Genomic DNA, 12,055 nt, shown 5'->3' on the forward strand with positions numbered 1-12,055 from the left:
GGCACCGACACCCGCAGCATGTTCGCCGACCTCAACTCGATTGCACGCGGCGCCAATGACATCACGGTGAGCCCCAACACCAGCCTCGTCGCGATCAACCGACTGATGCCCGTTCTCATCAAGGCCACTGCTGGGCCGGGGATTATCGGTGACATGACTATCGCGAAGCTTGCGCTGGGCAATCTCGATGACGCAGGCAACAAAGGCGTCGACAAAAACCACGGCCCCAAGCAAGCAGACTGGGCCTACTTCGTCGGCAGCTTCAAATACACCCTCTACCGACTCCAAGAACGCATCGTCGGACAAGGCCCCAATGGTGGCTAAGAAATGATCGAGCGGCCGGTGCGGTCACCTGGTGGACGTTCCGGCCGCGCACGTTGTCATAGGTGCCGCCGTGGGGCCCGGACAAGATCACCGACGAGGGTCGGGAAATCCGGGCCCTCGGCCTCACCGTCTAACGCCCATGATGGCCTTCGTGGCCTTCGCATGAGCCGTCCTTGGCGGCACGCAGCGTTACCGACACGGCTTGCAGGGTGCCCGACGCGTCGTCGGTGCCACGGGCGGCGATGCACTTGCCTGTCGCGATGGCGCTCTGGTCTGCCGGGGCGCGCTTGGCGTAGGTGGTGTCGTTGTTCACGGTCACGTTCGTCTGCGTGGCGTTGCCGCCGTTCTGGTCGGTGCCGCTGATCGTGATGGTGTTGCCGCTGACGGATGCCACCGTTCCGCGGGTAGCCCGATTCTCGGCAGGCTTACCCGAAGGCGGGGTAGAGGGTTCGGGGCGGTCCTTTTGATGTGATCCGGCGCAGCTGCCGTTCGCAGCCGGCCAGATCATCACGTGACCTGCAGTAGACGGGTTGGAGTCCCGCTGGGTCATCGCGGCAATACAGCTCCCGGCCGCGACATCCGAGAGCTGCGCGGCCGATATCTCGGAGACCTTCGTGGACTGGCTGACTCCTACCGTTGCATTCCCGTCCTTCTTGGTCACCTGGACGGTGCCACCCGATACGGAGGCGATAAGTCCCACGACGCGGTCCTTTTCGTTGTGTTCGCCCTTGGGTGCTGCCGACGAAGTCGCCGGCGCCGACGACTTCGAGGACGCGCTGTTGTTCTCGGTCTGCGACCCGCATGCCGCCAGTGAAAGAGCGGTGACTCCGGCCAGGGCGAACAGAGCGCCTCGCGCGAACCGGGGATGGGCAAGTATCGGGGTTGGGGACATCAGTGCTCTCCGTGGTCGATGAATGGGACACCTCAGCCTGCGCGCATTGGCTGAAGTTGTGCTCCGGCGTTTGTGGGAGGTTGCTGTGTGTTGCAGCGCTCATGCGATTTTGCGCACGAAGCAGACGCGGTCCTCGCCGGACGGTACTGGCGCGAAGCTGAGCACCATCGCTGTCCACGGTAATCCGACCTACGGTTTGGGTGGTCCGCAGTGCCCATCGGTGGCAGGGCCAAGATCCAGCTTCGTGGCCTGTAAGAGCCGTTCGGAGTTTTTCGTGCCGCGTGCCTCCGCACATTTGCCGGCCGTGATCGCGGTGGCCTCGGCAGGTTGCCGCCTGTCGTACTTGGTGTCGGCGGTCACGGCGACATTGGTCTGAATCTCCGATGCGCCGCTGGGATCGGTGTTGGCGATGACGATGGTGTCGCCATTGACCGATGCGACCGCACCCTGGGCGTTCGGGCCGCCGAACGGCGGCGGCGCACCGGGTCCTGCTGGCGGTGGGCCCTCGCCGGGCGGGGGCGGTCCTGGCGGTACACCGGGTGGTGGCGCACTCCCGGGCGGCGTATCCACTGCACATTTGTCGTCTTCGGAGGCGCTGATCAAGACTCGCTGCGCGGTGGCCTCGGTGGAGGTGTCGGCGCCGGTTGCCGAGAGCACACTGACGCAGCTGCCCACGACCACATCGGAAAGTTCTGCGGGCTGTATCTCGGTGATCTTCGTCATCGCGTTGAAGTCGATATCGGCGGGCTCGCCCGGTGTGGTCACGGTGATGGAGTGGCCGGTGACGGCGGTGATCAACCCGCCGACGTGGTCTCGGCTGCCCGCGTGGCGCGTGGGTATCGTCGATGCGGGTGCCGCTGACGTCCTCGCGGAGTTGTTCTCGGATCCGCCGCATGCCGCGCAAGAGAACACGACGGCCCCGGTGATCGCAAGCACTGCGGGCCAGGTGTTCAGTGACATGGTCAATCACGGTATCCGGAATAGGGTCCGGCAACGGCGTAGTTTGACACCTCGTGACCGATGCGAGACTTGAGGTAGCGCCCCTCTTTGAACCATTCACCGTCAAATCGCTGACCGCTCCCAACCGGTTCGCGATGGCACCGATGACGCGGTCGGCGTCGCCGGGCGGTGTGCCTGGCGAGAACGTGGCCGCCTACTACCGGCGTCGGGCCGCCGGCGGGGTGGGGTTGATCATCACCGAGGGCGTCTTCATCCCCGATGATGCGGCGGGTGGTCAGTCCAGCGTTCCGCAGTTGATCGGCGACGACTCACTGGCCGGATGGTCGGCGGTCACCGAGGCCGTGCACGCGGAGGGCTCGGTGATCGCCGCGCAGCTGTGGCATCAGGGCGTTGAACGCGGTGCGAAACCTGAATTCAATCCACAGGTGCAGTCGGTGAGCCCCTCCGGCTTGGCCGGGGACGCCTCGCCGCAGGGTCGTGCGCTGCTAACCGGTGAGCTCGGTCCGCTCGCGGAGCAGTACGCGACGGCGGCCCGCAACGCGCGGGATGCAGGGTTTGATGCCGTCGAGTTGCACGGCGCCCACGGTTATCTGCTCGACCAGTTCCTGTGGGAACGCACCAACATTCGGGCCGACGGTTACGGCGGGTCAGCGGCCGACCGGCTGCGGTTCCCGGTCGAGGTGGTACGGGCGGTACGTGCCGCTGTCGGGCCGGATTTTCCTATCCTGTACCGATTTTCGCAGTGGAAGCAGGCGGATTACACGGCCATGCTGGCGGACAGTCCGACCGAGTTGGAGCGCCTGTTGGCGCCACTTGTCGAGTCGGGGGTAGATGTCTTCCATCCGTCTACTCGTCGGCACTACGTGCCTGCATTCGCGGATCTAACGGGCGCCGACGGCGAGTTGAGCCTGGCGGGCTGGACCAAACGCGTCACGGGTCTGCCGGCCATCGCGGTCGGCTCCGTGGGGCTGCAAACCGAATTCAAGCCCACCGAGGTGCGCGACATCGAGCCCGCGACGGTCGAGGCTGTGCTGCGACAGTTCGACAACAACGAGTTCGACGTCATTGCGGTCGGTCGCGCGCTGTTGTCAGACCCTGAGTGGGTCAACAAGCTGCGGGCCGGACGTCATGACGAGTTCGTCGGATTCAATATCGGTAAGGCCCTCGCCGCGTTGTACTGAGGCTCGCTGCATTGAGGCTGGAACATCGAGAACACCGGCAACGTTGAGGACAGCATGGCAACACGTGAGATCACCGCTGACGCATTCAATGACCTGATCAATGAGAACGATGTGGTGCTCGTTGATTTCTGGGCGTCGTGGTGCGGTCCGTGCCGTCAGTTCGCCCCGGTGTTCGAGGCGTCGTCGGAGGAGAACCCCGATGTCGTCTATGCAAAAGTGGATACCGAGGCCGAGCAGGCGCTGGCGTCGGCCGCCAACATCCGCTCGATTCCAACACTGATGGCGTTCAAGAAAGGTCAGCTGGTGTTCAACCAGGCCGGCGCGCTGCCCCCGGCGTCGTTGGCAGATCTGGTGCAGAAGGTTCGTGAACTCGACGTCGAGGCGGCGCTGCGCGAGCAAGAGGCGTAACGCGCCGAGGGCGCCAGCGCACACAAACGATTTGGTGCAGCTCGGTGCTGTCGGTTATATGGACACATGAGTTTCGTCCTGGTGGATCGGCCGCGTCCGGATATTGCCCTGGTCACCCTGAACCGACCCGAGCGGATGAACGCGATGGCGTTCGACGTGATGCTGCCCTTTAAGCAGATGCTGGTGGACATCAGCCACGACAACGATGTGCGTGCCGTCGTCATCACCGGGGCGGGCAAGGGCTTCTGTTCGGGTGCCGATCAGAAGTCTGCCGGGCCTATCCCGCATATCGCGGGGCTCACCCAGCCGACCGTCGCGCTGCGTTCGATGGAACTGCTCGATGAGGTGATTCTGACCCTGCGTCGCATGCATCAGCCGGTCATCGCGGCCGTGAACGGCGCGGCCATCGGCGGTGGTCTGTGCCTGGCGCTGGCCTGCGATATCCGGGTGGCATCCCCGGACGCCTACTTTCGGGCGGCCGGTATTAACAACGGGCTGACCGCCAGCGAGCTGGGCCTGAGCTATCTGTTGCCGCGCGCTATCGGAACGTCCCGGGCGTCCGACATCATGTTGACCGGCCGGGACGTCGATGCCGAGGAGGCCGAGCGCATCGGTTTGGTATCCCGCACGGTGTCGTCCGAGTCGCTGCTGGAAGAGTGTTACGCGATCGGAGAACGCATCGCCGGGTTCTCCCGTCCAGGGATCGAACTGACCAAGCGCACCATCTGGAGCGGGATGGACGCCGCTAGCCTGGAAAGCCACATGCATCAGGAGGGTCTGGGCCAGCTGTATGTTCGGCTGCTCACCGACAACTTCGAGGAAGCTACCGCCGCCCGCAAAGAGCAGCGTAAAGCGACCTTCCGAGACAAGCGCTGATAGGCGCTCAGCAGTAATTAGAGGGAGAACGTAGTGATTACCGCGACGGACCTTGAGGTCCGCGCCGGCGCCCGCACGCTCGTGTACGCGCCGGGCCCCGCCTTACGCATCCAGCCCGGCGACCGCATTGGGCTAGTGGGACGCAACGGGGCCGGCAAGACCACCTCGATGAGGATTCTGGCTGGCGAGGGCGAGCCGTACGCCGGATCGGTGGCGCGGATCGGTGAAATCGGTTACCTGCCACAGGATCCGAAGGAAGGGAACCTGGATCTGCTGGCGCGCGATCGGGTGCTGTCGGCGCGCGGCCTGGACACGATCATCAGCGACCTGGAGAAGCAGCAGACGCTGATGGCCGAGGTGGCCGACGACGATCAGCGCGACAAGGCGATCCGTCGTTACGGACAGTTGGAGGAGCGGTTTTCGGCGCTGGGCGGGTACGTCGCCGAGAGCGATGCCGCCCGCATCTGTTCGAGTCTCGGGCTGCCCGAGCGAGTGCTGACGCAGCCGTTGGGGACGCTCTCGGGCGGTCAACGGCGGCGTGTGGAGTTGGCGCGGATTCTGTTCGGGGCGGCCGAAGGTGGCGCGGGATCAAATATGACGCTGCTGCTGGACGAACCCACCAACCACTTGGACGCGGACTCGATCGGCTGGTTGCGCGGGTTCCTGCAGAACCACGACGGCGGTCTCGTGGTGATCAGTCACAACGTCGACCTGCTGGCGGATGTGGTCAACAAGGTGTGGTTCCTCGACGCGGTGCGCGGTGAGGTCGACGTCTACAACATGGGTTGGCAGAAGTACCTGGACGCCCGGTCGGTGGATGAGCAGCGTCGCCGACGTGAGCGGGCCAACGCGGAGAAAAAGGCCTCCGCGTTGCGCACCCAAGCCGCCAAGATGGGCGCCAAGGCAACTAAAGCCGTTGCCGCGCAGAATATGTTGCGTCGCGCCGAGAAGATGCTGTCCGGGCTCGACGAAGAACGCGTGGCCGACAGGGTGGCCCGCATCAAGTTTCCGACCCCTGCAACCTGCGGTCGGGTGCCGTTGGTGGCCAAGGGATTGACCAAGAACTACGGGTCCCTGGAGATCTTCACGGGCGTCGACTTGGCCATCGATCGCGGTTCTCGGGTGGTGGTCCTTGGGCTCAACGGTGCGGGGAAGACGACGCTGCTGCGCCTGCTGGCGGGCGCGGAGATCGCAGACGCCGGAGTGCTGGAACCGGGCCACGGCCTCAAGCTCGGGTACTTCGCCCAGGAGCACGACACCCTGGACGATCACGCGACGGTGTGGGAGAACATCCGCCACGCTGCTCCGGACACGGGGGAGCAGGAACTACGTGGAATCCTCGGCGCGTTCATGTTCAGCGGTCCGCAGCTGGAGCAGCCGGCGGGCACCCTGTCCGGCGGCGAGAAGACCCGGCTGGCCCTTGCCGGGTTGGTGGCCTCGACAGCCAACGTATTGCTGCTCGACGAGCCGACCAACAACCTGGACCCGGCCTCGCGTGAGCAAGTTCTAGACGCGTTGCGCAGTTATCTTGGGGCCGTCGTGCTTGTGACGCACGATCCCGGGGCGGCGGAGGCTCTGGATCCACAGCGGGTCGTATTGTTGCCAGACGGCACAGAGGATTACTGGTCCGACGAGTATCGGGATCTCATCGAGCTGGCCTAACTCTATTTTTTCACCCCGCCCGCGTCTCGCGTACATACGTAACCACATTTGCGCTATGGTGCAATCGGGTCGAGCTACCTATGAGGGTGGCGGTATGGAGTCGGGAGAAGGATCGCGATGGCAAAAACGCGCGACGAAGAGCAAGTTGAGCTGAAGAGTGCATACGAGAAGGGTGCGAGCATTCGCGTCCTAGCCGCGCAGTCCGGCCGATCGTATGGCTACATCCATCGCGCTCTCGTGGAATCGGGTGTGACCCTGCGCGGGCGCGGCGGGCCGAATCGGCGAGGACGCAAGGCGCCGTAGAGGCCCGACACGCAGTGTGCGCGTTGAGCTTTCGGGACCCGGTAGTTGCTAACGTATAGCGATGCAGGTACCGCGCCCTATCCGGCACATCAGCGCTACCGCGCTGGCACTGGCGATGTTGACGGGATGCGCAGGTCAGGTGCACCGAGTGAATGATTCGGTGGCACCGGTAGCGACGACGACGGCCCTGCCCGAGACATCCACGGTGCCGTCGGATCGGGCGCCGGAGACCTTTCGGGTCAAGGCATGTGAGACGGTCAGCGGTGGCGGCGGCAAGAACGTGGCCACCGTGTTGCGTGATGTCCGGGTCGGCAAGCAGGACGACTACGACAGGGTCACCTTCGAATTCGGTCCGGACGCGAAAAACAAGGTGCCACTGGATCAGTTGGTAGTCCCCAAGTACACGGTTGACAGCCCGGCAAGCGTTTCCGCAGGCCCCAAGGGCGACAACGTGATCGTCGCCGGAACTGCGTTGCTGGGCGTTCTCTTCGACGGGGCCTCGGCGCATGAACCCGACAAACCGATCCGTTCATATCCGGGGCCCAATGAGATCAAGCCCAAAGACTTCCTAATTTTGGCAGAGGCCAAGCAGGGCGAGGACTTCGAGGGGAAGGTTCGGTGGGCGTTGGGTTTGAACATGCAGCGCTGCCCACAGGTGAGCACGCTGACCAACCCGCCGCGTCTGGTGGTGGACCTTCCGCACTGATCACGTGTGCCGCAGCACCACTGTCTGGCGCTGGGTTACCCAAAGGAGACGCTCCCTTGTCGAACGCCAGCAGGAATTCCTCGCGCGCCGTACATTCGCTAATCATGAATCGATACCTGGTACCGGTTGTACTAGTAGTTGGATCGTTGACGGGGGCCCCGCATGCGGTGGCCGCACCAGCGTGTCCGACATTAACTGATGGCGGCGTGGAGAACTACGCGACGATCCTGCGGGATGTGCGTATTGAGAACGTTGACGACGTCGACCGGGTCACGTTCACTTTCGGGCCTGACAGGCTGGCGCCGCCTGCGGGGCCAGTGACCTATTGGCAAGCTCCACCGTTCTCAGTCACGCAAGTGGATGGGGCGTATGCGGTGGCGTTCCGGGGGGCCGCCGCGCACACCACCATTGTGGGGACCTCGCAGAGCTCCGAGAACAAGCATGTGAAGTCGTTCCCTCAGCCGAACGACATTGGGGCGCCCCCGGGCGCACCAGTGGTCCGATCCGCACGGCTGGTGCAGGACCCGGATGTCTTCATGGATAAGAGCGGCGTGATGGCGTGGAAGGTCGCCGCTCAGGCAGCCAAATGTCCGGAGGTCTACGTCACCGATACGCCTCCGCGGGCAGTCATCGACTTCCCGCACTAGCCCTTCACGTCGTGCAGGTGATGCACGGGGTCGTGCACGAAATACAGGCCCAGGGTTTCGACAGTGAAAATTGAGCCGTTGCTTCGTCGTCCGCGTCGCAGTAATGCCGATGCAGGCACATCGCGGAAGGCCACAGAGACGGCTTCGCCGGCCGTCGCCAGCTCATGGGCCACGGTCCCTGGATCTTGTTCGGCGTAGCGGTCTTCGACAGCTGTCTTGTCCTGATCCCAGTTCTCGAACAGCGGATCATCCTCGGTCAGCATCAGTTGTAGACGGGTCCGGAAGATGCGGAACACATCGCGAACGTGGGCGCCGTACTCGAGTGCAGACCAGGTGCTCTCGTTCGGGCGTTCCCGAACGTCGGGGCGCTCCAGCACCGGCCGCCAGGCCTGCACATTTGCCCGCACGACTTCCGGGATCTGGGCGAATGACGTTGCGGTGGGATCAAATCCGCATTCGCGACACGGATTCTCCAGGACCCAGGTCCAGTCCTTGGTGTCAGGAGAGATCGGCACGGCGCACCGAATCTTCGACGAGATCTAGTACGCGGCTGAGGCTCTCGGTGGATTCACCGGCGGCCAGGCGGGCCACCAGGCCGTCGAGCACCAAATCCAGATAGCCCAGGATCACCTCGCTGGACACGTCCTCGCGCAAACGGCCGGCCTTCTTTTGGCGTTGCAACCGTGCCAGGGTGGCGGTGTTGAGCTCTTCGGAGCGCTGATTCCAGCCCCGTCGGAACTCGGGATCGTTACGCAGCTTGCGGGCAATCTCCAAACGGGTTGCCAACCAATCGAATTGGTTCGGATCGGCCAGCATGTCGCGCATCACCTGCACCAGGCCCTCGCGGCTGGCCACGTTGGCCATCCGTTCGGCATCCTCGCGGGCCAACGCGAAAAACAAGGTGTCCTTGTCGCGGAAATGGTGGAAGATCGCCCCCCGCGACATGCCGATGGTGTGCTCCAGACGGCGCACGGTGGCGCCGTCATAGCCGTACTCGGCGAAACAGCGCCGCGCGCCATCGAGGATCTGGCGGCGACGAGCCGCGAGATGATCCTCGCTTACCCTAGGCACAGCGCGGCGCCGTTTCGCTTCGTCGTTCTAGCCGGCCAGCATGTTCCGCAGCACGTACTGCAGGATGCCGCCGTTGCGGAAGTAGTCGGCCTCACCGGGGGTGTCGATCCGGACCACCGCGTCGAACTCCACCTGGAAAGACACAGTGCCGTCTTCCGCAAGTCTTTTCGCCGTCACGTGCACGGTCGCCGGGGTCGAGCCCTCATTGAGCTTCTCGATACCGCTGATGTCATAGGTCTCGGTGCCATCGAGCTTCAGCGAGGCCGCCGACTCTCCGGCCGGGAACTGCAGCGGGATGACGCCCATACCAATCAGATTCGACCGGTGGATGCGCTCGAATGACTCGGTGATGACCGCCTTGACGCCCAGTAGGCGGGTGCCCTTGGCGGCCCAGTCCCTGGACGAGCCTGACCCGTATTCCTTGCCGCCCAGCACGACTAGCGGGATACCGGCCTTCTGGTAGTTCACCGACGCGTCGTAGATGAATGCCTGCGGTGCGCCGTCCTGGGTGAAGTCGCGGGTGTAACCGCCCGAAACATCGTCGAGCAACTGGTTGCGCAGGCGGATGTTCGCAAAGGTACCGCGCACCATCACCTCGTGGTTACCGCGGCGTGAGCCCAGCGAGTTGTAGTCCTTGCGGTCCACGCCGTGCTCATCGAGGTACACCGCGGCCGGGGTGCCTGACTTGATGGAACCGGCCGGCGAGATGTGGTCGGTGGTCACCGAGTCGCCGAGCAGGGCAAGCACCCGTGCGCCCGTGATGTCGGTGACCGGGGTGGGCTCTAGCGGCATGCCGTCGAAGTACGGCGCCTTGCGCACGTACGTCGAATCCTCGCTCCAGGCAAAGGTGTTGCCCTCCGGAGTGGGTAGGCCGCGCCAGCGCTCGTCGCCCTTGAAGACGTCGGCGTAGGAGTTGGTGAACATCTCACGGTTGATCGACGAGGCGATGGTCTCCTCGATCTCCGAGGCGCTAGGCCAGATGTCCTTGAGGTACACGTCGTTTCCGTCGTGATCCTGTCCCAGTGGGTCAGACTCGAAGTCGAAGTCCATGGTGCCCGCAATGCCGTACGCGATGACCAGTGGCGGAGACGCCAGGTAGTTCATCTTGACGTCGGGGGAGATGCGGCCTTCGAAGTTGCGGTTACCGGAGAGCACCGCGGTCACCGACAGGTCGTTGTCGTTGATGGCCTTGGAGATTTCATCGGGCAGCGGGCCGGTGTTGCCGATGCACGTGGTGCAGCCGTAGCCGCCCAGGTAGTAGCCCATCTTCTCCAGGTACGGCCACAGGCCGGCCTTGTTGTAGTAGTCGGTGACAACCTGCGACCCGGGAGCCATGTTGGTCTTGACCCACGGCTTGCTGGTCAGACCCAATTCCACAGCCTTCTTGGCCAGCAGGGCGGCACCGATCATGACCGACGGGTTGGAGGTGTTGGTGCAGGAGGTGATGCCCGCGACCACGACCGCGCCATGGTCGAGGACGAAGTTTCCGCGCTCGGCAGACTTCACCGTGACCGGCTTGGACGGGCGGCCCTCGTTGCCGTTGGCAGCGCTGGGGATGACCGCGTCATCCTCGGCGAAGGAGAGCACTGCGGTGTCGCTGGCCGGGAACGACTCTTCAACCGCCTCGTCGAGCTGGGTGTGCGGTGCCGGGTGGTTTTCCTCGACGTAGTTGTGGATGTCCTTGCGGAACGCGTTCTTGGCGTCGGACAGCTCGATGCGGTCCTGCGGGCGCTTGGGCCCGGATATGGACGGCACGACCGTGGAGAGGTCGAGCTCCAGGTACTCCGAGAAGGCGGGCTCGTGGTCCGCGTCGTGCCACATGCCCTGTTCCTTGGCGTACGCCTCGACCAGCGCAAGCTGCTGATCGTCGCGGCCGGTCAGGCGCAGGTAGCTGATGGTCTCCTCGTCGATCGGGAAGATGGCTGCGGTAGAACCGAATTCGGGGCTCATGTTGCCCAGCGTGGCGCGGTTGGCCAACGGCACCTCGGCCACACCCTTGCCGTAGAACTCGACGAACTTGCCCACCACGCCGTGCTTGCGCAGCATGTCGGTGACGGTCAGCACCACGTCGGTGGCGGTCACGCCCGGCTGGATCTCACCGGTCAGCTTGAAGCCGACGACGCGGGGGATCAGCATCGAGACCGGCTGGCCGAGCATCGCTGCCTCGGCCTCGATACCGCCGACACCCCAGCCGAGGACGCCCAGGCCGTTGACCATCGTGGTGTGGGAGTCGGTGCCCACGCAGGTGTCGGGGTAGGCCTGGCCGTTTCTCGTGTAGATGGTTCGGGCCAAGTATTCGATGTTCACCTGGTGCACGATGCCGGTGCCGGGCGGGACGACTTTGAAGTCATCGAAAGCGCCTTGGCCCCAACGCAAGAACTGGTAGCGCTCGGCGTTGCGCTCGTACTCAAGTTCGACGTTGCGCTCGAAGGCATCGGAGGAACCGAAGACGTCGAGGATCAGGGAGTGGTCAATCACCATCTCGGCGGGGGACAGCGGGTTCACCTTGTCCGGATCGCCACCGAGCGCTGCGACCGCTTCCCGCATGGTGGCAAGGTCGACGACACAGGGCACGCCGGTGAAGTCCTGCATGACCACCCGGGCCGGGGTGAACTGGATCTCGACACTCGGCTCCGCCGAGGGGTCCCAGTTGGCCAGCGCTAGGACGTGGTCCTTGGTGATGTTCGCGCCGTCCTCGGTGCGTAACAGGTTCTCCGCCAACACCTTCAGGCTGTAGGGCAGTTTCTCGGTACCGGGCACGGCATTCAGGCGGAAGATCTCGTACGACTCGTCGCCAACCTGCAGAGTGCCGCGGGCGCCGAAGGAGTTCACCGATTCTGTCTTGTTAGGACTGCTAGTCACATCAGCTCCAAAGCTCGAAAGGCCTCCCGTCGGCGGGCTGTGCCAGGCGGGGTTCGGCGAGGCGCCACCGAAGATGGCTGCCTTCCGTTTCCATCCTAACAGTACGCTTGTCCCGTAATAAGGGGGATGCCGGAAATTCGCCGACAGTTCCCCCGAGAAGGTA

12 protein-coding genes and 2 pseudogenes are annotated in these 12,055 nt (G+C 64.2%); 9 read left to right on the plus strand and 5 right to left on the minus strand.

Features of this window, described 5'->3' with window-relative positions; genetic code table 11:
• Both FZI91_RS23695 and FZI91_RS23820 read left to right on the plus strand, forming a co-directional pair.
• Window positions 1–324, plus strand: a pseudogene (locus tag FZI91_RS23695) (mammalian cell entry protein); the annotation flags it as partial.
• Between the two features lie 62 nt (window positions 325–386).
• A pseudogene (locus FZI91_RS23820) lies at window positions 387–458 on the plus strand (metal-sulfur cluster biosynthetic enzyme); the annotation flags it as partial.
• On the opposite strand, the gene FZI91_RS13770 reads toward FZI91_RS23820, so the two are convergent.
• Entirely contained in the window at window positions 455–1,216 is a 762-nt protein-coding gene (locus tag FZI91_RS13770) for a DUF5666 domain-containing protein (protein ID WP_155939595.1), read from the minus strand. The pseudogene FZI91_RS23820 and the gene FZI91_RS13770 sit on opposite strands and share 4 nt — an antisense overlap.
• 189 nt (window positions 1,217–1,405) lie before the next feature.
• Entirely contained in the window at window positions 1,406–2,176 is a 771-nt protein-coding gene (locus FZI91_RS13775) for a hypothetical protein (protein ID WP_375234367.1), read from the minus strand.
• 53 nt (window positions 2,177–2,229) lie between these two features.
• On the opposite strand from FZI91_RS13775, the gene FZI91_RS13780 reads away from it, so the two are divergent.
• The 7 genes from FZI91_RS13780 (at window position 2,230) to FZI91_RS13810 (ending at window position 7,959) form a co-directional block, all read left to right on the plus strand.
• Window positions 2,230–3,357: an NADH:flavin oxidoreductase gene (locus FZI91_RS13780; protein WP_162526153.1), complete on the plus strand. Its 1,128-nt coding sequence runs from the start codon at window positions 2,230–2,232 to the stop codon at window positions 3,355–3,357.
• 54 nt (window positions 3,358–3,411) lie between these two features.
• On the plus strand, window positions 3,412–3,765 hold the full coding sequence (gene trxA / locus FZI91_RS13785) for a thioredoxin (protein WP_155939596.1): 354 nt from the start codon (window positions 3,412–3,414) through the stop codon (window positions 3,763–3,765).
• 66 nt (window positions 3,766–3,831) lie between these two features.
• Window positions 3,832–4,641, plus strand: a complete 810-nt coding sequence (locus FZI91_RS13790) for an enoyl-CoA hydratase (RefSeq protein WP_155939597.1) — start codon at window positions 3,832–3,834, stop codon at window positions 4,639–4,641.
• A gap of 33 nt (window positions 4,642–4,674) precedes the next feature.
• Window positions 4,675–6,303, plus strand: a complete 1,629-nt coding sequence (locus FZI91_RS13795; protein ID WP_162526152.1) for an ABC-F family ATP-binding cassette domain-containing protein — start codon at window positions 4,675–4,677, stop codon at window positions 6,301–6,303.
• Between the two features lie 111 nt (window positions 6,304–6,414).
• Complete coding sequence (locus FZI91_RS13800; protein WP_309224135.1) at window positions 6,415–6,606, plus strand: helix-turn-helix domain-containing protein; 192 nt, start codon at window positions 6,415–6,417, stop codon at window positions 6,604–6,606.
• A 61-nt stretch (window positions 6,607–6,667) separates the two neighbouring features.
• The gene (locus FZI91_RS13805; protein WP_155939599.1) at window positions 6,668–7,312 is read left to right on the plus strand and encodes a hypothetical protein; all 645 of its coding nucleotides are present in this window, start codon (window positions 6,668–6,670) and stop codon (window positions 7,310–7,312) included.
• Between the two features lie 56 nt (window positions 7,313–7,368).
• A complete protein-coding gene (locus FZI91_RS13810) occupies window positions 7,369–7,959 on the plus strand; it encodes a hypothetical protein (protein ID WP_155939600.1) in 591 nt (196 codons plus the stop codon).
• On the opposite strand, the gene FZI91_RS13815 is transcribed toward FZI91_RS13810, so the two are convergent.
• From FZI91_RS13815 to acnA, 3 genes are read right to left on the minus strand one after another with little or no spacing between them, the layout of a single operon-like run.
• Complete coding sequence (locus FZI91_RS13815) at window positions 7,956–8,474, minus strand: DinB family protein (RefSeq protein ID WP_162526151.1); 519 nt, start codon at window positions 8,472–8,474, stop codon at window positions 7,956–7,958. The genes FZI91_RS13810 and FZI91_RS13815 overlap by 4 nt on opposite strands.
• Window positions 8,458–9,030: a TetR/AcrR family transcriptional regulator gene (locus FZI91_RS13820; protein ID WP_162526150.1), complete on the minus strand. Its 573-nt coding sequence runs from the start codon at window positions 9,028–9,030 to the stop codon at window positions 8,458–8,460. The genes FZI91_RS13815 and FZI91_RS13820 overlap by 17 nt, the downstream gene beginning before the upstream one ends.
• A gap of 27 nt (window positions 9,031–9,057) precedes the next feature.
• Window positions 9,058–11,862, minus strand: a complete 2,805-nt coding sequence (acnA, locus tag FZI91_RS13825; RefSeq protein ID WP_162526155.1) for an aconitate hydratase AcnA — start codon at window positions 11,860–11,862, stop codon at window positions 9,058–9,060.
• Window positions 11,863–12,055 lie beyond the last annotated feature (193 nt).

Origin of the sequence: Mycobacteroides sp. CBMA 271, from assembly GCF_009729205.1 — a bacterium.
In the GTDB taxonomy this organism is placed as follows: domain Bacteria; phylum Actinomycetota; class Actinomycetes; order Mycobacteriales; family Mycobacteriaceae; genus Mycobacterium.

Bases quoted from the DNA above. Each gene is read 5' to 3' on its own strand.
- FZI91_RS13770 (WP_155939595.1), bottom strand. From the start codon at position 1,216: ATGTCCCCAACCCCGATACTTGCCCATCCCCGGTTCGCGCGAGGCGCT.
- FZI91_RS13775 (WP_375234367.1), bottom strand. From the start codon at position 2,176: ATGTCACTGAACACCTGGCCCGCAGTGCTTGCGATCACCGGGGCCGTC.
- trxA (WP_155939596.1), top strand. From the start codon at position 3,412: ATGGCAACACGTGAGATCACCGCTGACGCATTCAATGACCTGATCAAT.
- FZI91_RS13790 (WP_155939597.1), top strand. From the start codon at position 3,832: ATGAGTTTCGTCCTGGTGGATCGGCCGCGTCCGGATATTGCCCTGGTC.
- FZI91_RS13805 (WP_155939599.1), top strand. From the start codon at position 6,668: ATGCAGGTACCGCGCCCTATCCGGCACATCAGCGCTACCGCGCTGGCA.